Origin of the sequence: Stenotrophomonas acidaminiphila, assembly GCF_001431595.1 — a bacterium.
Taxonomy (GTDB): Bacteria; Pseudomonadota; Gammaproteobacteria; order Xanthomonadales; family Xanthomonadaceae; genus Stenotrophomonas; species Stenotrophomonas acidaminiphila.
Genome location: NZ_LDJO01000029.1, coordinates 1 through 18,042, shown reverse-complemented (window position 1 = coordinate 18,042; position 18,042 = coordinate 1). Strand labels below are relative to the sequence as shown.

Here is an 18,042-nt window from a genome sequence, read left to right as displayed (position 1 = left end):
CGCGCCGGGCACGGCTGCCGCGCGCTTCCAGCCCAGGGGGCCGTCGAACAGGACGTTCTTTCGTGAAAAAGCGTGGTGTCCCCGGCAAAACGCCGGCACTACACTACGCGCGCCCGTCCGTCCCGCCCGTTCCCGGAACCCTTCATGCCCGTTGATGCCAAGCCCGACATCCGGCCCGACGCCATCGCCCTGAACAGCGAGCCCGGCTACCTGTCCATCCGCGACCTGCGCAAGGAGTTCGATGGCTTCGTCGCCGTCGACGACGTCAACCTGGACGTGCGCAAGGGCGAGATCTTCGCGCTGCTGGGCGGCTCGGGCAGCGGCAAGTCCACGCTGCTGCGCTGCCTGGCCGGCTTCGAGACCCCGACCCGCGGCCGGATCCTGCTCGACGGCCAGGAAATCAATGCGCTGCCGCCCTACGAGCGGCCGATCAACATGATGTTCCAGTCCTACGCGCTGTTCCCGCACATGACCGTGGAGCAGAACATCGCCTTCGGCCTGAAGCAGGACGGCATGGCCCGCGACGCCATCGCCCGCCGCGTCGGCGAGATGCTGGAACTGGTGCAGTTGCAGAAGCTGGGCAAGCGCAAGCCGCACCAGCTCTCCGGCGGCCAGCAGCAGCGCGTGGCGCTGGCGCGCTCGCTGGCCAAGAGCCCCAAGCTGCTGTTGCTGGACGAGCCGATGGGCGCGCTGGACAAGAAGCTGCGCTCGAAGATGCAGCTGGAACTGGTCAACATCATCGAACAGCTCGGCGTGACCTGCGTGATGGTCACCCACGACCAGGAAGAGGCCATGACCATGGCCACCCGCATCGCGGTGATGGACCAGGGCTGGATCCAGCAGATCGGCAAGCCGGACGACATCTACGAGCAGCCGGCCAACCGCTTCGTCGCCGGCTTCATCGGCTCGGTGAACCTGTTCGAGGGCGTGATCGACGAGGACCTGCCCGAGTACGTCACCGTGCGCACCGCCGACTTCCCGGCACCGATCTACGTCGGCCACGGCATCACCGGCTATGAAGGGCAGCCGGTGGCATTCGCGCTGCGCCCGGAAAAGGTGCACATCGCCAAGGACGAGCCTGCCGGCGACACCAACAAGGCGTTCGGGGTGGTCGAGGACATCGCCTACTTCGGCAGCCACTCGGTCTACCACGTGCGCCTGCCCAGCGGCGCCAAGATCCTGTCCAACTTCGCCAACATGAAGCGCTGGGACAGCGACGGCATCACCTGGAACGACGAGGTCTGGGTGAGCTGGGACGACAACGACGGCGTGGTGCTGACCTCATGAGCGCGCGCGAGCCGAACCCTGGCGGTTGGCGACGCTGGCTGCCGGGCACCCGCGCCGGCGTGATCGGCGTGCCCTACCTGTGGCTGCTGCTGTTCTTCGCGATCCCGTTCCTGATCGTGCTGAAGATCTCGTTCGCGAAGATGGCGGTGGCGATGCCGCCGTACACGTCCATCGTGGCGTACGTGGACAACGCCTTCACCGTCAACCTCAACCTGGGCAATTACACCCAGCTGTTCGCCGACAGCCAGTACGTGGTCGCCTACCTCAGCTCGATCAGGATCGCGGTGATCGCCACGGTGCTCACCCTGCTGATCGGCTACCCGATGGCCTACGTGATCTCGCGCATGTCGCCGTCGGCGCGCAACATCGCGATGATGCTGGTGGTGCTGCCGTCGTGGACCTCGTTCCTGATCCGCGTCTACGCCTGGATCGGCATCCTCGACAGCAACGGCCTGGTCAACCGCACGCTGCTGGGGATGGGCCTGATCGACGCGCCGCTGCAGATCCTGTACACGCCGCTGGCGGCCTATATCGGCATTGTCTACTGCTACCTGCCGTTCATGGTGCTGCCGCTGTACGCCAACCTGGTCAAGCTCGACCATCGCCTGCTGGAGGCGGCCTACGACCTCGGCGCCAGGCCGTGGCAGGCGTTCGTGCGCATCACCCTGCCGCTGTCGCGCAGCGGCATCGTCGCCGGCTGCATGCTGGTGATGATCCCGGCGGTGGGCGAGTTCGTCATCCCGGAAATGCTGGGCGGGCCGGACACGCTGATGATCGGCCGCGTACTGTGGGGCGAGTTCTTCAACAACCGCGACTGGCCGCTGGCCTCGGCGGTGGCGATCGTGATGCTGGTCCTGCTGCTGGTTCCGATCATCATCTTCAACCGGTCCCAGCAGCGCGCGCTGGAAGGGAAGCTGGCATGAGCATGGTCCGCGGCCAACGCTGGCTGGGCTGGGGCGTGCTGCTGCTCGGCTACGCCTTCCTGTACCTGCCGATCCTGCTCTTGATGCTGTATTCGTTCAATGCCTCGCGGCTGGCGACGGTGTGGGCGGGCTTTTCCACGCAGTGGTACGGCGAGCTGTTCCGCGACCGGCAGCTGCTGGACGCGGCCTGGGTCAGCGTCAAGGTCGCGTTCTGGACCGCGAGCGCGTCGATGGTGCTCGGCACCATGGCGGCGATGGCGATGACCCGCTTCCGGCGCTTCCCCGGCAAGACCGTGTTCGGCGCGCTGGTGACCGCGCCGCTGGTGATGCCGGAGGTGATCATCGGCCTGTCGATCCTGCTGATGCTGGTGTCGATGGGCGGCCTGTTCGGGCTGCCGTCCAAGGGCGTGGTGGCGATCTGGATCGCGCACGTCACCTTCACCCTGTCGTTCGTGACCGTGGTGGTGTCCTCGCGCCTGCAGGAGCTGGACCGCTCGCTGGAAGAAGCGGCCATGGACCTGGGCGCCAACCGGCTCAAGGTGTTCTTCCTGATCACCCTGCCGATCATCGCCCCGGCGCTGCTGTCCGGCTGGCTGCTGGCCTTCACCCTGTCGCTGGACGACGTGGTGATCGCCAGCTTCGTGGCCGGGCCCAGCTCGACCACGCTGCCGATGAAGATCTTCGCCTCGGTGCGCATGGGCGTGAGTCCCAAGATCAACGCGCTGGCCACGCTGCTGGTGCTGGCGGTATCGACCGTGGCGGTCCTCGGCTGGTGGATCTCCGCCCGCGCCGACAGGCGGCGCCAGCGCGACATGCAGCTGGCGCTGCAGGACAACGGTTGATCCGGCCGCAGGCCGGGCGCGGCCGGCGCCTGGCCTGCTGACGCGGGCGCAACGCCGGCGGCGCTACCATGGACGCATCCGTTTCATGCAGGTGCAGCGCCATGGCTTCCTACCCGACCCTCAACCCCTTCGACGGCCGTGACCTGCGCACGGTCGAGCTGATGAGCGCCGTCGCCGTCGAGCAGCGGCTGGCCGCCGCGCAGGCGGCGTTCCCGGCGTGGTCGGGCCTGCCGCTGGAGCAGCGCGGCGTGCTGCTGCGCCAGGTGGCCGCGGCGCTGCGCACGCGCCGCGACGAGATCCAGCGCACGATGACCCGGGAGATGGGCAAGCTGCGCGGCGAGGCGCTGGCCGAGATCGAGAAGAGCGCGGCGGCCTGCGAGTACTACGCCGACCATGCCGCCGGTTACCTCAGCCCGCAGCCGATCCCGACCGAGGCGCAGCGCAGCTACGTGGTCTACCAGCCGATCGGCTGCGTGCTGGCGGTGATGCCGTGGAATTTCCCGGTATGGCAGGTGTTCCGTTTCCTCGCGCCGTCGCTGATGGCCGGCAACGTGGCGCTGCTCAAGCACGCCAGCAACGTGCCCGGCTGCGCCGACCTGATCGCCGCGGTGCTGGCCGATGCCGGCATGCCGGCCGGGGTGTTCGCGGTGCTGCACATCGACAACGAACAGGCGGCCGGGGTGCTGCGCGACCGCCGGGTCAAGGCGGTCACCCTGACCGGCAGCGAGCGCGCCGGCCGCGCCATCGCCGCCAACGCCGGCGACCAGCTGAAGAAGTGCGTGATGGAGCTGGGCGGCAGCGACGCCTTCGTGGTGCTGGACGACGCCGACCTGGACGCGACGGTGGCCGCGGCGGTGAAATCGCGCTTCGACAACGCCGGGCAGACCTGCATCGCGGCCAAGCGCTTCGTGCTGGTCGACGCCATTGCCGACGCCTTCGTGCAGCGCTTCGTCGCGGCGGCCAAGGCGCGGGTGTACGGCGATCCGCAGGACCCGTCCACCACGCTGGCGCCGCTGGCGCGCGCCGACCTGCGCGACGGCCTGCACCGGCAGGTGCGCCAGAGCATCGACCAGGGCGCCAGGGCGTTGCTGGGCTGCGAGCCGCTGGCCGGTACGCATGCGGGCTACCCGGCGTCGATCCTCGACCACGTCGCGCCGGGCATGCCGGCCTACGAGGAGGAACTGTTCGGCCCGGTGGCGGCGATCGTGCGGGTGAAGGACGAGGCCGAGGCGGTGCGGGTGGCCAACGACACCCCGTTCGGGCTCGGCGGCAGCGTGTGGACCGGCGACGCCGCGCGCGGCGAGCGGGTCGCCGCGCAGCTGCAGTGCGGCGCGGCGTTCGTCAATTCCGTGGTCAAGAGCGATGCGCGGCTGCCGTTCGGCGGCACCAAGCGCTCGGGCTTCGGCCGCGAACTGGCCGAGCACGGCATCCGTGAATTCACCAACATCAAGACCGTCTACGTGGCCTGAGCCGGTGCCGGCACGCGCGGTGCGTCAGCCGAACGGGTGATCGATCGACGGACTCTGCGGGGTCAGCAGTTCGGCGCCGTCGGCGGTGATGTGCAGGATGTCCTCCAGGCGCACGCCGAACCTGCCGGGGATGTAGATCCCGGGTTCGTCGCTGAAGGTCATGCCCGGTTCGAGCAGGCGGGTGTTGCCGCGGACCAGGTAATCCCACTCGTGCATGTCCATGCCGATGCCGTGGCCGAGGCGGTGGCTGAAGTAGGCGTAGTCCGGGCCGTAGCCGGCATCGACGATGACCTTGCGCGCGGCGGCGTCCAGCGCCTCCATCGCCACGCCGGGGCGCGCCGCCCGCAGCGCGCTGGTCTGCGCGTCGAGCACGATGTCGAAGACCCGGCGGATGTCGTCGCCGGCCTGGCCCAGCACCACGGTGCGGGTGATGTCGCTGGTGTAGCCGTCGGCCCTGCAGCCACCGTCGAAGATGACCGGCATGCCCTCGGTGAGCCGTTGCGGCGCATCCGAGCCGTGTGGCGAGGCGGTGTATGGACCGATGTTGACGTCGGCACTGCCGCGCAGGCCGGTGCGGGCATAGGCCATGGCGACCAGCCCGGCGATGTCGTCCTCGCTCATGCCCGGTACCAGCGCCTTCCACACTGCCTCGTACACCGCCAGCGTGGTCTGGTTGGTCAGGCGCAACAGCGCCAGTTCCGCCGGGCTCTTGATGCGCCGGCAGCCGGCGGTGACCGGCCAGGCATCGACGAAGGTGGCGTGGGGCAGGGCGCCCATGATGCCCTTGCTGCGGAAGAACGGCACGGTCTCCTCGATGCCGATCGTGCCATTGCCGGCGCCGACGCCGCGCAGCACCTGCGCGACCAGCGCATACGGATCCTCGTCTTCCTGCCAGCCGCGCACGTCGTTGCCGAGCCGGATCTGTTCCAGCGTGCGGCCGCGTTCGAACTCGGGGGTGACATAGACCGGCTCGCCCGAGCGCGGCAGGATCACCCCGGTCAGGCGCTCGCTGTTCCACCAGTGCATGCCGGTGAAGTAGGTCAACGAGGTGCCCGCGCCGATGAACACCGCATCGATCCGGTGCCGCTCCATCAGCTGCTGCGCGCGCGCCAGGCGCTGCACGCGTTCGCCGGCGCTGATCGGCACCACCCGCTGCGCGACCGGTTGCAGCGCGCGGATCGACGCGGGCAGCGCCGGCGCGTCGCCGCGGCCCTCGGCAGCCAGCGCGCTGCCCGGCTGGCCCAGCACCGGCAGCGCCATGGCGCCGGCGGCCAGCGAGCCGCGCAGGAAATGCCGGCGGGGGTGATCGAAGAGGGCATCGTTGCGCATGGCGTTCCCCGCAGGGCAGTGATGTGGGTCGGAGTGGCCGCGGGCGGTGCGGGCCTACAGCCAGCCGGAACGCTTGAACAGCCGGTACAGCACCGCGCAGACCGCGCCGACGATCAGCACCAGCAGGGGGTAGGCGAAGCGTCCGGCCAGCTCCGGCATGTGGGTGAAGTTCATGCCGTACCAGCTGGTGATCAGGGTCGGTGCGGCCAGCAGCGCCGCCCACGCGCCGAGCTGCTTGACCGTCTCGCCCTGCGCCAGGGTGACCAGCGACAGGTTCACGCTCAGCGCGGTGCCGAGCATTTCGCGCAGGGTGTCGATGGCGTCGTTGACCCGCGCGGCATGGTCCTGCACGTCGCGCAGGTACAGCCGTGCGTCGTCGTTGAGCAGCTGCACCGGGTTGCGCTGCAGCTGCGCCAGCGCGTCCTGCAGCGGGGTGACCGCCAGCCGCATCTTGTTGAGTTCGCGCTTGAGGTCGTACAGGCGGATGACGGTGCGGCGCCGGTAGTTCTCGGCGAAGATGTCCTTCTCCAGCGAATCCAGCGTATCGCCGAAGCTGTCGGTGATCGGCAGGTAGTTGTCCACCACCGCGTCGAGCACCGCATACAGGCAGAACGACGGCCCCTGGGCCACCAGGTCGTGCTCGCGTTCCAGCCGCGCGCGTACCGGCGCGTACGACAGCGAGGCGCCGTGGCGCACCGTCACCAGATAGCGCGGGCCGAGGAAGGCATGGGTCTCGCCATAGCGGATGCGCTCCTCGACAACCTGCGCGGTGTGCACCACCACGAACAGCGAGTCGCCGTAGGTCTCCACCTTGGGCCGCTGGTGCGCCTTGCGCGTGTCCTCGATGGCCAGGTCATGCAGCCCGAACTCGGCCTGGACCTTGTCCAGCACGGCGTCGTCGGGTTCGTACAGGCCGACCCAGACAAAGCCCCGGCTGCTGGCTTCGAGCACGTCGCTGATCGAATCCAGCGACAGATTGCGCAGCGTGCCGTCCTCGCCATACCAGGTGCAGTTGATGACACAGGGCGGGTTGGCCGGCGCCACCGCGGGAGAAATACCGGGGTCCATGGACCGCATCGTGCCTCAGCCCGGCGCAGGCGCCAAGCCGCGGCGGCCCAGCACCAGTGCCAGCGCCAGGTGGACCGGCAGCAGCAGCACGATCCACTGCATGTTGAACTGGGCCTGCAGCGACAGCCAATGCAGCGGCAGCGACAGCGCGGCGATGGCGGCCAGCGTCCACAGCAGCCAGCCGAACGCGCGACCCGGCAGACGCCCGCGCAACAGTTGCCAGGCGCCCGGCAGCAGGGCCAGCGCCAGCGGATTGAGCAGCAGCAGGTTGCGATTGCCCCAGGCGGCGCGGTGTTCGCTGGCACCCCACAGGTAGGCCAGCAGCACGCCGGCCACGCCGCAGAACAGCCAGAACGGCAGCGCCACGCCACCGAGCATGCGCCGGTGGCGGCGAGCGGCGTAGACCAGCCCGGCCAGGACCAGGCCGGTCAGCAGCCAGGGCCACCAGGTGCGGTCATGCTCGCCCGGCTCGGGGGCCAGCCGTTGCGGCAGCAGCTCCTGTTCGGCCTGCACCAGTGGGCGTCCCTCGCCGTTGCGCGCCTCGCGCAGGCCGTCGGCCAGCCGCATCGGCACGAACGCCTCCTGCCAGCGCGACAGCGGCTGGTCGGCCCACGGGCCCAGGCCGAGGTCGAAGCCCAGCCACATCCACGGTGACGGCGAGGCCAGCCGCACCGCTTCGCTGCGGTAGGTGTTGCCGCGCGAACGCCCGGACAGCTGCGACTGCAGGCTGCCGCCCATGGCGCGGTCGAGCGCGTCGCGCACCATCGTCGAGCAGTTGGCGGTGAAGTAGTCGTAGCGGTAGCGTGCATTCTCCGGCCGCGAGCGCTCGGCCAGGTCGTCGGCCAGCGCCTGCGCCTGCCGTGGCGGCAGGTCCAGCCACTGGATGGATGCGCCGCGCCCGGCATCGCGGTACTGCGCCAGGTCCTCGTCCAGCGGCAGCGCGACCAGGTAGTACATCATCCGCCCGCGCACGAAGTTGCCGATGAAGTCGGGCTCGGACGGGTCGAAGAAGCCGAAATTGTAGGAAATGGCGGGGCCGCCGCCGGGCTCGGCCACCACCAGCGCGTCGTGGCCGAAACGTTCGAAGAACACCTCGCCGGGCTGCATCGTCACCACGCCGATGCGCGGTGCCCCGGTTGCGGCATCGGCGGCGGGGGTGGCCGCGGCCGATGCCACGCCGGCCACCAGCAGGTACAGCAGCGCGCACGCCAGCAGGCGTGCGAGCGGCAGCGCACGGCGCAGCGGCCGGGAGAGGCGCGGGGCGGTCAAGCGTCTTCCTGCGGGTCGGGCGGCAGCACGGTGACGTGGAAGGCCTGCACCCGCCGCGCGTTGGCGCGCGCCACCCGGAACACGAAACGGTCCAGGGTGAGTTCGTCGCCGATCTCGGGCAGGTGGCCGATGGCCTCGGTGACCAGTCCGCCGATGGTGTCGTAGTCGTCGTCGGAGAACCCGGCGCCGAAGCGTTCGTTGAAGTCCTCGATCGCGGTCAGCGCGTCGACCACGTAGCGGCCGTCGGCCTGGATGGCGATCTGCGCGGTGTGGTCCTCGGCCTCGTCGTGCTCGTCGTCGATCTGGCCGACGATCTGCTCCAGCACGTCCTCGATGGTGACCAGCCCGGCGACGCCGCCGTACTCGTCCACCACGATCGCCATGTGGTTGCGCGAGAGCCGGAACTCCTTGAGCAGCACGTTGAGCTTCTTGGACTCGGGGATCAGCACCGCCGGGCGCAGCAGTTCGCGGATGGCGGCGTAGCTGTTGTCGGCGACCACGCCGCGCAGCAGGTCCTTGGCCAGCAGGATGCCGAGCACGTCGTCCTTGTTCTCGCCGTGCACGGGGAAGCGCGAATGGCCGGATTCGACCACCTGCTTCATCAGTTCCAGGAATGGCTGCTCGACCGGAAGGGACACCATCTGCGAGCGCGGGATCATCACGTCGCCGACGGTCAGCTCGGCCACCGAGATGGCGCCTTCCATCATGCGCAGGGTATCGGCGGCGATCAGGCCGTCCTGTTCGGCCGTCTGCAGCACGGCCACCAGTTCGTCGCGGGTATGGGGTTCGCCGGAGAAGGCCGCGCTGAGGCGTTCAAGCCAGCCGCGTTTCTTTTCGCCCAGCTCCGGGGGGGTACTACTGTCGTCTTCGGACATCTCTTCGTTCAGGGCACCCGGCGGACCGGGCGGTACGGAAAGTCTAGCAGGATGTCCGCGGGCGCCTGCTCAGCCCGGCGGCGTGTCCGCCGTGGCGCCCGCGGCGGGGGCCGGCACCTCGTTCTCGGCCGGCAGATCCAGGCTGTAGGTGCAGCCGGCCAGGGTCTTGCCGGGGTGGGATTTGACGTTGGACACGCTCAGGATCACAGATTCGATCAGCGCTTCGCCGGTCCTGGCATCGTTGACGTCGCGGCTGACAAGCTCGCGGCCGGCCATGAACTTGCCGTCGGCGTCGTAACCGGTTTCCAGTTCCAGCGCCTTGGCCAGCGGCCGTGGATCGGCCAGGTCGAGGATTGCCATGATGCTGGAGCCGGCCATGGCGATATGGTCGGACGTATGGCCGAACACGGTCACCGGCGTGTTCAGCATGTACTCGTTCATGAACAGGTTGCCCTGCGGCAGCGGCCGCCAGCCCAGGGCCACCGCCTTGAGCGGATCGGCGGCGATCGGCGCCAGTGCGACGAACTCGCTCACGCCCTGGCGGCACTCGATCAGGGCGGGCAGGTCGATCGCCGGGTCGGCGAGTGCGGTGGCAGGCAGCGCGGCGGCGAGCAGCAGCGGTATCGGGCGGATCGTGGGCACGAGGGGCGGGGCGGTTGCAGGGACGCCCACGTTATCAGTGCGCGCTCATCCGCCGCCACAGCCAGTCGCCACCCCATCCCAGCAGGCGCAGCAGCAGGATCAGCGGAACGGCCAGCAGTGTGCACAGCAACAGCAGCGTTGCCGCCGCGCCGATCGCCTGCAGGGCCATTGCCGTGTTGATATGCAGGGAGAATGCCGCCTGGGCCGCATCGAACCGCGGAGCCAGGGCGAAGTACGCCGCCGCCAGCGCGAACGCCAGGCCAAGCATCAGGGGCGATGCACGGAAGAACGGCAGCGCCGCGACCGGACGCCCGGCGAACAGACGGGCGATCGCGCGCCAGCCCATTGGCGCCGTCAACAGCGACAGCCCTGCCACCCCCAGCGCCCACGTCGCGGGAAACGTGCGCGTGCCGAAGAGCGGCGCCATCAGCGACAGACAGCAGGTGGCCGCGAACGACACCAGGAACACCGTGCCAAACACCATGCGTACGACGCGCCTGATGCGATGGTGTGGAGTGGACGGAACCGGGGCCAGGGTGTGGTCGTTCATCCTGAATGACTCGGTTGGCGGCTGAGTGGCACCATTGAATGATGAATGGACGCCGGCTGCAACCGGTGTGCGGTCGGCGCGGTCAGCGCTCGCCGGCGTAGGGGTCGGCGATGCCCAGTTCGGCGAGGATCTCTCGCTCGAGCTGCTCCATCGCCTCGGCTTCCTTGTCGTCCTCGTGGTCCCAGCCGAGCAGGTGCAGTACGCCGTGCACGGTCAGGTGCGCGTAGTGCGCGTTGAGTGCCTTGCGCTGCTCGCCGGCTTCGCGCGCGACCACCGGCGCGCAGATCACCAGGTCGCCGAGCAGCGGGAACTTGACGCCCTTGGGCAGTCCTTCGGGAATCTCGGCCGGGAAGCTGAGCACGTTGGTGGCGTAATCCTTGCCGCGGTAATGGCGGTTCAGCGAGCGGCCTTCGCGGGCATCGACCAGGCGGATGGCCAGGTCGGCCTCGCGGATGCGCCCCTCCAGCGCCGCGGCGACCCAGCGCCGGAAACTCACCGCGGCCGGCAGCCCGGCGCGGGGCAGGGCGTAGCTGACGGCGACATCGAGACGGACGGGGCCCTTGGTCATGGCAGGTTCCAGCGATCAGGCAGTGCGGAAGTGCACAGTATCGCGCGCAAGCCGTTTCACTGCGACTTCCACGCGTCCGCGTCGAGGCGATTTCCACGATCTTGGCGGTGGCGCGCGGGTCGGCGATGCCGGCTTCTTCGGCGGACGCATGGCGGTTGTCGCCCAGCAGCAGGGTGATCTGGCGGACCGGTTGCGCCGCCCACGCTTCCGGCGTCATGTCGTTGGATACATGAAGGGTGCGGCCTGCGCAGCCGCCGGCATCGGCCACCTGCAGGGCAGGGGCCAGCACGCGTGCGGCCCGGTCGGTCAGTACGTCGAGTTCATCCTGCGGAATACGCGCCTGCGCGGCCGGGGCGCGCAGCCTGAAGTAGCAGCGCTGCCTGCAGGACAGAGAGCCGTTGGAATACGGCGGCCAGTCCTGCGGCGGCAGGCGCATGCTCAGGTGCAGCTTGTGCCCGGCCGGTTGCCCGGCCTTGGCCTTGGTCGCGAGCACCGCCGCGTCGATGGCGGTGGCGGGCGGCGCGTCGCCCGTCTCCGGTCATGCCACCTCCCGCGCGGATCGGTGCCCCCTTACCCGGCCGCGGGGTTGACCCGCTGCAGGTCGCGGCGGTCGTAGGCGCTGACGATCCGCGCCACCAGCGGGTGGCGGACCACATCGCGCGATTCGAAGAAGGTGAAGCTCACGCCCTCGACGTCGCGCAGCACCTCGATGGCGTCGCGCAGCCCGGATTTGACGTGCTTGGGCAGGTCGGTCTGGGTGAGGTCGCCGGTGACCACCGCGGTCGAGCCGAAGCCCAGGCGGGTCAGGAACATCTTCATCTGCTCGATGGTGGTGTTCTGGGCTTCGTCCAGGATCACGAAGGCGTCGTTGAGCGTGCGCCCGCGCATGTACGCCAGCGGGGCGATCTCGATGACGTTCTTTTCCAGTAGCTTGGCGACCTTTTCCACGCCCAGCATCTCGTACAGCGCGTCGTACAGCGGGCGCAGGTAGGGGTCGACCTTCTGGGTGAGGTCGCCGGGCAGGAAGCCCAGCTTCTCGCCGGCCTCCACCGCCGGGCGTACCAGGATCAGCCGCTGCACGCGCGATTCGTTCAGTGCTTCCACCGCCATGGCCACCGCCAGGAAGGTCTTGCCGGTGCCGGCCGGGCCGATGCCGAAGTTGATGTCGTGGGTGGCGATCTGGTGCAGGTAGCGCGACTGGTTCTGGCCGCGGCCACGCACGGTGCCGCGCTTGACCTTGATCGCCACATCCTGGGCCTCGTAGGCGCGCTCGGCCACCTGCTCGACATTGGCACGGCTCAGCAGCAGGTGGATGGCGTGGCTGTCCAGGGTGGTGCCGGCGGCTTCATCGTAGAGCGCCTTGAGCAGGCGTTCGGCCTCGCTGGCGGCCTTGTCCGGCCCGGTGACGCGGAACACGTTGCCGCGGTTGGCGATCTGCACGCCCAGGCGCAGTTCGATCTGGCGCAGGTTCTCGTCGAACGGGCCGGCAAGGTTGGCCAGCCGCTCGTTGTCGGCCGGGTCGAGGGTGAAGTCGTGATGGATGGTCGCGGTCATGGATGCAGAAATGGTGCCGATGCGCCCGGTATCAATGCCGCTGCGCCGATGCCGCATTGTCTCACTTCAGTTTCGCGCGGATGCCTCGAGAGGGCGGCAGGGCCGGCGCCACGGCGCCGCGGGCCGTCACCCCGTGCAGGCCGCTACGGATCATCATTGAAATTTAATTATCCATTGAATTAAATAGGGTCATGAAACGCATCCGATCCAAGCCAGCCGCGGACCCTGCCGGTGCCGCCCTGCCGCAGTCTGCCGCGGCGCAATCGGCGCCGGTCGCGCACAAGCCGCGCAAGCGCGCACCGGGACGGCGGCCCGGCGCCGATGCCGTCGACCTGCGCGAACGGCTGCTGGACGCGGCGTTGGCCTGCTTCGTCGCCCACGGCATCAACGCCACTTCGCTGCGCGACATCGCCCGTCGCGCCGGAGTGACGCCGGCGCTGGTCCACTACTACTTCGGCGACAAGCTGCAGCTGCGGCAGGCGGTCGTGGCCGAGCGGCTGTTGCCGGTCATGGCCACGGTCCATGCCGGCGTGGCCGAGGCGGGGGACGACGTGGCGGCGATGGTGGGCGGCTTCGTCACCGGCATCACCCGCGCGGTGATCGCCAATCCGTGGCTGCCGACATTGTGGGTACGGGAAATCCTCTGCGAAGGCGGTGCCTTGCGCGGGATGATGATCGAACAGGCCGGGCCGCTGCTGCCGCGCCTGCTGGTGGAGCGGTTGAGCGCCGCGCAACAGGCCGGGCGACTCGCCCCGGCGCTGGATCCGCGGCTGATGGTGGTGTCGATGGTCGGGCTGACGATGTTCCCGCTGGCCAGTGCGCCGATCTGGCAGCAGGTGTTCGGTGCCGGGGAACTGGGCGCCGATGCGGTACAGCGGCACGCATTGGCGATGTTGACGCACGCTCTGGAGCCGGGACATGAATGACCAAGGCATCCCCGTGGCAATGCTGTTGGCGTTGGCATTGGCCGGCTGCTCGCAGCCGGCGCCGCAGGCGCTGGGCACGCTGGAATGGGACCGGGTGACGGTGCCGGCGCCGGTGTCCGAGCGCATCGTGCGCCTGGACGTGCGCGAAGGCCAGCAGGTCGCTGCCGGTGCGTCGCTGATGCAGCTGGAACCGGCGCAGACCCGGTCGCAGCTGGACGCGCTGCAGGCGCGGGTGCAGCAAAGCGACGCCGCGCTGCTGGAGCTGCGCCACGGTCCGCGCGTCGAGGACATCGACCAGGCCCGCGCGGCGCTGGCCGCGGCGCAGGCGCAGGCGCGGGAGGCGCAGGCGTACCACGCGCGGCTGCAGCCGCTGGCCCGGCGCCAGCTGGTGGCGCCGGCGGAGCTGGACCGCGCGCTTGCCGCCGCGCGCAGCGCTCAGGCACAGGTGCGGCTGGCCGCGGCGGTACTGGATGAACGGTTGCGCGGCAGCCGCAGCGAACAGCTGTTGCAGGGCGAGGCGGCACTGGCGTCGGCCCGGGCCACGGCCACGGCGCAATCGGTGCTGCTGGACAAGCTGACGCTGGTGGCGCCGCGTGCCGGCCGCGTCGACAGCCTTCCCTACAAGCTCGGCGACCAGCCCGGGGTGGGGGCGCCGCTGGTGGTACTGCTGGTGGGCGAGGCGCCGTATGCGCGTGTCTACCTGCCGCAGGCGCTGCGCAACCGCCTGGCGGTGGGTGACCGCCTGCGGGTGCAGATACAGCCGGCCGGGCAGGTGTTCGAAGGGCGCGTGCGCATGATCCGCAGCGACCCGGTATTCACTCCCTACTTTGCATTGACCGGGCAGGATACCGAGCGCCTGAGCTACCTGGCTGAAATCAGCCTGGGCAAGGAGGCTGCGGCGCTGCCGGTGGGCGCGCCGCTGCAGGTGCTGGCCGACGCGGCGGCGGGGACGCGGTGATGGAGGGCGAGGGCGTCGCCATCCGTGCGCGCGGCCTGGTGCGGCGCTTCGGCACGCTGCTGGCGGTGGACGGCGTCGACCTGGACGTGCCGCGCCGGCAGGTGTACGGCTTCCTCGGCCCGAACGGCTCGGGCAAGTCCACCACCATCCGCATGCTGTGCGGCCTGCTCACGCCCAGTGCGGGCGAGATCGAGGTGCTGGGCCTGCGCATTCCCGAGCAGGCCGAGGCACTGCGCAGCCGCATCGGTTACATGACGCAGAAGTTCTCGCTGTTCGACGACCTGAGCGTGCGCGAGAACCTGGAGTTCCTCGCGGCCGTGCACGACCTGCCCAGGGCGCAGGCGCGGCGGCGCATCGACGCGCTGGTCGAGCAATACCATTTCCCGGACCGGCAGAAGCAGCTGGCCGGCACCATGAGCGGCGGCCAGAAGCAGCGCCTGGCGCTGGCGGCGGCGGTGATCCACCAGCCGGAACTGCTGTTCCTCGACGAGCCCACCAGTGCGGTGGACCCGGAGTCGCGCCGCGATTTCTGGGAAAAGCTGTTCGAGCTGGCCGATGCCGGCACCACGCTGCTGGTCTCCACCCACTACATGGACGAGGCCGAGCGCTGCCATCGCATCGCCATCCTTGACCGCGGCGTGCTGGTGGCCGACGGTACCCCGGCCGAACTCACCGCCGCGCTGGCCGGGCGCACCCTGGTGATCGATGCCGACCAGCCACGGCAGGCGGCACGGGTACTGTCGGCCTGCGCGGGCGTGGCCAGCGTGGCGCAGATCGGCAACCGCCTGCGCGTGCTGCTGGACAAGGACGCGGGGCAGGCGCCGCTGGCGCAGGCGCTGGAGACGGCGGGCATCGCCGCGCGCCTGCTGCCGCAGTCGGCCAGCCTGGAGGACGTGTTCGTCGCCGCGACCCGGCAGCGCCCGGCGGCCGGCAGGGGCGACGCATGAAGCTGCGCCGCCTGCTGGGGGTGATGACCAAGGAGCTGCGGCAGATGCGGCGCGACCGCATCACCCTGGCGATGATCATCGGCATCCCGGTGATGCAGCTGCTGCTGTTCGGCTACGCGATCAACACCAACCTGCGCGACCTGTCCGCCGGCTTCGCCGACCAGGCGCGCACCTCGGCCTCGCGGATGCTGGCGCGCGACATCGTGGCCAGCGGCGTGGTCTCGCCGGTGCTGGAGGCGGCGACGCCGCAGCAACTGCTCGATGCCATGCGCCGCGGCGAGATCAGCATCGGCATCGTCATCCCGACGGACTACGAGCGCCGCCGCGCCGAAGGCCGCGAGGCGCTGCAGATCCTGGTCGACGGCAGCGACAACGCGGTCCAGAGCGCGGCGGCGCAGCTGGCGCGCATGCCGCTGGAGGGCATGACTTTCGACCCGCTGGCGCCGGGTGCGATCAGCGTGGTCAGCTTCTACAACCCGCAGCGCAGTTCCGCGACCAACATCGTGCCGGGGCTGGTGGGGGTGATCCTGACCATGACCATGGTGCTGTTCACCGCGGTGGCGATCGTGCGCGAACGCGAGCGCGGCAACATGGAACTGTTGATCGCCACGCCGCTGACCAGTGCCGAGCTGATGGTCGGCAAGGTCGTTCCCTACGTGGCGGTCGGCCTGCTGCAGACCGGCATGGTGCTGGCACTGGGCGCATGGTTCTTCCACGTGCCGATGGCGGGCAGCCTGTGGCACGTGTTCATCGCCGCCAGCCTGCTGATCGTCGCCAACCTGGCGCTGGGCCTGTTGATCTCGACCCGCGCGCAGTCGCAGTTCCAGGCGATGCAGATGACCTTCTTCCTGTTCCTGCCATCGATCCTGCTGTCCGGCTTCATGTTCCCGTTCTCGGGCATGCCGCGCTCGGTGCAGTGGCTGGCGGAGCTGCTGCCGCTGACCCACTTCCTGCGCCTGATCCGCGGCATGATGCTGCGCGGCGCGAGCCTGTGGGAGCTGTGGCCCGATGCGCTGGCGCTGCTGGTCTTCAGCGCGGTGATGATGGCCGGCGCGATCCTGCGCTTCCGCAAGCGGCTGGACTGAGGGCACGCTGCGCGGTTGTCCACACCGCATGTGGATGCCTGCACGACGAAGCTGTGGATGGATGCGCGCAGGCCATGCGTGGCAAGGTATTGCGGGTGCTGGTGAAGATCTGTCCAGGGCGCGGCCGGTTGTCCACCGCGGGTGTGGATGATGCCTGCGCGAACATGCCGGCAAACCATGGTGCCGCCCGCCACACGCAAGGCCTGCTCGGCTGCTCCGGAAGTGGCCGGCAGTTCACGCCAGGGCGTGCCCGCCGGCCATCGGGCACGATTCAGTCGGCGGTGACGATGCGCCCGCGCAGCGAATTGGTCAGCGCCTCGGTGATGACCACGTCGACGAACTGGCCGATCAGCCGCTTCGGGCCCGGGAAGTTCACCGAGCGCATGTTCTCGGTCTTGCCGGTCAGCTCGTTGTCGTCCTTGCGCGAGGTGCCCTCGACCAGCACGGTCTGCACGCTGCCGACCATGTTCCTGGAGATGCCGGCGGCATATGCGTTGATGTGCGCCTGCAGGCGCGACAGGCGCGCGTGCTTCTCGGCCTCGGACGTGGTGTCCTCCAGGTCGGCGGCCGGCGTGCCGGGGCGGCGCGAGTAGATGAAGGAAAAACTCTGGTCGAAGCCCACGTCCTCGATCAGCTTCATGGTCTTCTCGAAATCGGCCTCGGTCTCGCCGGGAAAGCCGACGATGAAGTCCGAGCTGATCGAGATGTCCGGGCGCACCGCGCGCAGCTTGCGGATCCTGGCCTTGAACTCGAGGGCGGTGTAGCCGCGCTTCATGGCGCTGAGCACGCGGTCGCTGCCGGCCTGCACCGGCAGGTGCAGGTAGTTGGCCAGCTTGGGCACGTCGCGGTAGGCGTCCACCAGCGAATCGCTGAACTCCAGCGGGTGCGAGGTGGTGAAACGGATGCGGCCGATGCCGTCGATCTCGGCGATGGTGCGGATCAGCAGGCCCAGGTCCGCCAGCTCCCCGTCGCCATACGGGCCGCGGTAGGCGTTGACGTTCTGCCCGAGCAGGTTGATCTCGCGCACGCCCTGCGCGGCCAGCTGCGCGCATTCGATCACCACGTCCTCGAACGGGCGGCTGACCTCGGTGCCGCGGGTATAGGGCACCACGCAGAACGAGCAGTACTTGGAACAGCCTTCCATGATCGACACGAATGCGGACGGGCCTTCGGCGCGCGGCTCGGGCAGGCGGTCGAACTTCTCGATCTCGGGGAAGCTGATGTCCACCTGCGGCCGGTTCTGCTCGCGGCGGGCACGGATCAGTTCCGGCAGCCGGTGCAGGGTCTGTGGCCCGAACACCAGGTCCACGTAGGGCGCGCGCTTGACGATGGCCTCGCCCTCCTGCGACGCCACGCAGCCGCCGACGCCGATGATGACGTCGCGGCCGCCGGCCTTGAGCTCCTTCCAGCGGCCGAGCTGGCTGAACACCTTCTCCTGCGCCTTCTCGCGGATGGAGCAGGTGTTGACCAGCACCACGTCCGCCTCCTCGGGGTTGTCGGTCAGCTCCAGGCCCTCGGCTTCGGCCAGCACGTCGGCCATCTTGGCCGAGTCGTACTCGTTCATCTGGCAACCATGGGTCTTGATATAGAGCTTGCCACGCGCCGGCGAGCGGGCAGCGGCGTCACGTCCGCGCCCGGGCAGGGGGATCAGTTCGGGGGTATTCATTTCGACGGAAGGCATGGCGGAAACCGCCACGTTCGGCAGGGGGGAGGCTGGCGTCCCGGGCATGGCGCTTATTCCAGACGGGTG

The 18,042-nt window shown here is 69.5% G+C and carries 17 protein-coding genes; 8 read left to right on the top strand and 9 right to left on the bottom strand.

Annotation, left to right across the window (positions count from 1 at the left end; genetic code table 11):
* Positions 1–144 precede the first annotated feature (144 nt).
* The 4 genes from ABB33_RS10715 (at position 145) to ABB33_RS10700 (ending at position 4,521) form a co-directional block, all read left to right on the top strand.
* Positions 145–1,287 carry an ABC transporter ATP-binding protein gene (locus ABB33_RS10715; RefSeq protein ID WP_056932098.1) on the top strand — a complete coding sequence of 381 codons (1,143 nt, stop codon included), beginning with the start codon at positions 145–147 and terminating at the stop codon, positions 1,285–1,287.
* Positions 1,284–2,210, top strand: coding sequence for an ABC transporter permease subunit (locus ABB33_RS10710; protein WP_056932097.1), 927 nt, complete (start codon positions 1,284–1,286; stop codon positions 2,208–2,210). The genes ABB33_RS10715 and ABB33_RS10710 overlap by 4 nt, the downstream gene beginning before the upstream one ends.
* Positions 2,207–3,052 carry an ABC transporter permease subunit gene (locus ABB33_RS10705; protein WP_054664574.1) on the top strand — a complete coding sequence of 282 codons (846 nt, stop codon included), beginning with the start codon at positions 2,207–2,209 and terminating at the stop codon, positions 3,050–3,052. The genes ABB33_RS10710 and ABB33_RS10705 overlap by 4 nt, the downstream gene beginning before the upstream one ends.
* A 101-nt stretch (positions 3,053–3,153) precedes the next feature.
* Positions 3,154–4,521 carry an NAD-dependent succinate-semialdehyde dehydrogenase gene (locus tag ABB33_RS10700; RefSeq protein ID WP_056932096.1) on the top strand — a complete coding sequence of 456 codons (1,368 nt, stop codon included), beginning with the start codon at positions 3,154–3,156 and terminating at the stop codon, positions 4,519–4,521.
* Between the two features lie 24 nt (positions 4,522–4,545).
* Here the strand turns inward: ABB33_RS10700 and ABB33_RS10695 are convergent, their stop codons facing one another.
* From ABB33_RS10695 to ABB33_RS10660, 8 genes are all read right to left on the bottom strand, one after another.
* Entirely contained in the window at positions 4,546–5,850 is a 1,305-nt protein-coding gene (locus tag ABB33_RS10695) for a M24 family metallopeptidase (protein WP_056932095.1), read from the bottom strand.
* A gap of 54 nt (positions 5,851–5,904) precedes the next feature.
* Positions 5,905–6,918, bottom strand: coding sequence for a magnesium and cobalt transport protein CorA (locus ABB33_RS10690; protein ID WP_152985045.1), 1,014 nt, complete (start codon positions 6,916–6,918; stop codon positions 5,905–5,907).
* Positions 6,919–6,933: 15 nt separating this feature from the next.
* Positions 6,934–8,187 carry a lipoprotein N-acyltransferase Lnb domain-containing protein gene (locus ABB33_RS10685; RefSeq protein ID WP_082595069.1) on the bottom strand — a complete coding sequence of 418 codons (1,254 nt, stop codon included), beginning with the start codon at positions 8,185–8,187 and terminating at the stop codon, positions 6,934–6,936.
* Complete coding sequence (locus ABB33_RS10680; RefSeq protein ID WP_056932093.1) at positions 8,184–9,062, bottom strand: CorC family transporter; 879 nt, start codon at positions 9,060–9,062, stop codon at positions 8,184–8,186. Before ABB33_RS10680 ends, ABB33_RS10685 begins: the two co-directional genes overlap by 4 nt.
* A gap of 69 nt (positions 9,063–9,131) precedes the next feature.
* Positions 9,132–9,704 carry a hypothetical protein gene (locus tag ABB33_RS10675; protein ID WP_056932092.1) on the bottom strand — a complete coding sequence of 191 codons (573 nt, stop codon included), beginning with the start codon at positions 9,702–9,704 and terminating at the stop codon, positions 9,132–9,134.
* Between the two features lie 34 nt (positions 9,705–9,738).
* Positions 9,739–10,254 (bottom strand): hypothetical protein, encoded by a 516-nt coding sequence (locus tag ABB33_RS10670; RefSeq protein ID WP_056932091.1) that lies wholly within the window; start codon positions 10,252–10,254, stop codon positions 9,739–9,741.
* 82 nt (positions 10,255–10,336) lie between these two features.
* Positions 10,337–10,822 (bottom strand): rRNA maturation RNase YbeY, encoded by a 486-nt coding sequence (gene ybeY / locus ABB33_RS10665; protein ID WP_054664592.1) that lies wholly within the window; start codon positions 10,820–10,822, stop codon positions 10,337–10,339.
* 570 nt (positions 10,823–11,392) lie between these two features.
* The gene (locus ABB33_RS10660) at positions 11,393–12,376 is read right to left on the bottom strand and encodes a PhoH family protein (protein ID WP_056932112.1); all 984 of its coding nucleotides are present in this window, start codon (positions 12,374–12,376) and stop codon (positions 11,393–11,395) included.
* 191 nt (positions 12,377–12,567) lie between these two features.
* Here ABB33_RS10660 and ABB33_RS10655 point away from each other — a divergent pair, with 191 nt between their 5' ends.
* The 4 genes from ABB33_RS10655 to ABB33_RS10640 are packed head-to-tail and all read left to right on the top strand — an operon-like array spanning position 12,568 to position 16,292.
* Positions 12,568–13,302 (top strand): TetR/AcrR family transcriptional regulator, encoded by a 735-nt coding sequence (locus tag ABB33_RS10655; RefSeq protein WP_082595068.1) that lies wholly within the window; start codon positions 12,568–12,570, stop codon positions 13,300–13,302.
* Positions 13,295–14,260 carry an HlyD family secretion protein gene (locus ABB33_RS10650; protein ID WP_056932090.1) on the top strand — a complete coding sequence of 322 codons (966 nt, stop codon included), beginning with the start codon at positions 13,295–13,297 and terminating at the stop codon, positions 14,258–14,260. The genes ABB33_RS10655 and ABB33_RS10650 overlap by 8 nt, the downstream gene beginning before the upstream one ends.
* Positions 14,261–14,280: 20 nt before the next feature.
* Positions 14,281–15,207 carry an ABC transporter ATP-binding protein gene (locus tag ABB33_RS10645; protein ID WP_056932110.1) on the top strand — a complete coding sequence of 309 codons (927 nt, stop codon included), beginning with the start codon at positions 14,281–14,283 and terminating at the stop codon, positions 15,205–15,207.
* Positions 15,204–16,292, top strand: coding sequence for an ABC transporter permease (locus ABB33_RS10640; RefSeq protein ID WP_056932089.1), 1,089 nt, complete (start codon positions 15,204–15,206; stop codon positions 16,290–16,292). The genes ABB33_RS10645 and ABB33_RS10640 overlap by 4 nt, the downstream gene beginning before the upstream one ends.
* Positions 16,293–16,563: 271 nt before the next feature.
* Here ABB33_RS10640 and miaB read toward each other — a convergent pair whose 3' ends face one another.
* Positions 16,564–18,021: a tRNA (N6-isopentenyl adenosine(37)-C2)-methylthiotransferase MiaB gene (gene miaB / locus ABB33_RS10635; RefSeq protein ID WP_082595067.1), complete on the bottom strand. Its 1,458-nt coding sequence runs from the start codon at positions 18,019–18,021 to the stop codon at positions 16,564–16,566.
* Between the last annotated feature and the right edge of the window lie 21 nt (positions 18,022–18,042).

Coding starts and splice junctions, on each gene's coding strand:
- ABB33_RS10715 (WP_056932098.1), top strand. CDS start 145: ATGCCCGTTGATGCCAAGCCCGACATCCGGCCCGACGCCATCGCCCTG.
- ABB33_RS10710 (WP_056932097.1), top strand. CDS start 1,284: ATGAGCGCGCGCGAGCCGAACCCTGGCGGTTGGCGACGCTGGCTGCCG.
- ABB33_RS10705 (WP_054664574.1), top strand. CDS start 2,207: ATGAGCATGGTCCGCGGCCAACGCTGGCTGGGCTGGGGCGTGCTGCTG.
- ABB33_RS10700 (WP_056932096.1), top strand. CDS start 3,154: ATGGCTTCCTACCCGACCCTCAACCCCTTCGACGGCCGTGACCTGCGC.
- ABB33_RS10695 (WP_056932095.1), bottom strand. CDS start 5,850: ATGCGCAACGATGCCCTCTTCGATCACCCCCGCCGGCATTTCCTGCGC.
- ABB33_RS10690 (WP_152985045.1), bottom strand. CDS start 6,918: ATGGACCCCGGTATTTCTCCCGCGGTGGCGCCGGCCAACCCGCCCTGT.
- ABB33_RS10680 (WP_056932093.1), bottom strand. CDS start 9,062: ATGTCCGAAGACGACAGTAGTACCCCCCCGGAGCTGGGCGAAAAGAAA.
- ABB33_RS10670 (WP_056932091.1), bottom strand. CDS start 10,254: ATGAACGACCACACCCTGGCCCCGGTTCCGTCCACTCCACACCATCGC.
- ybeY (WP_054664592.1), bottom strand. CDS start 10,822: ATGACCAAGGGCCCCGTCCGTCTCGATGTCGCCGTCAGCTACGCCCTG.
- ABB33_RS10660 (WP_056932112.1), bottom strand. CDS start 12,376: ATGACCGCGACCATCCATCACGACTTCACCCTCGACCCGGCCGACAAC.
- ABB33_RS10655 (WP_082595068.1), top strand. CDS start 12,568: ATGAAACGCATCCGATCCAAGCCAGCCGCGGACCCTGCCGGTGCCGCC.
- ABB33_RS10650 (WP_056932090.1), top strand. CDS start 13,295: ATGAATGACCAAGGCATCCCCGTGGCAATGCTGTTGGCGTTGGCATTG.
- ABB33_RS10640 (WP_056932089.1), top strand. CDS start 15,204: ATGAAGCTGCGCCGCCTGCTGGGGGTGATGACCAAGGAGCTGCGGCAG.
- miaB (WP_082595067.1), bottom strand. CDS start 18,021: ATGCCCGGGACGCCAGCCTCCCCCCTGCCGAACGTGGCGGTTTCCGCC.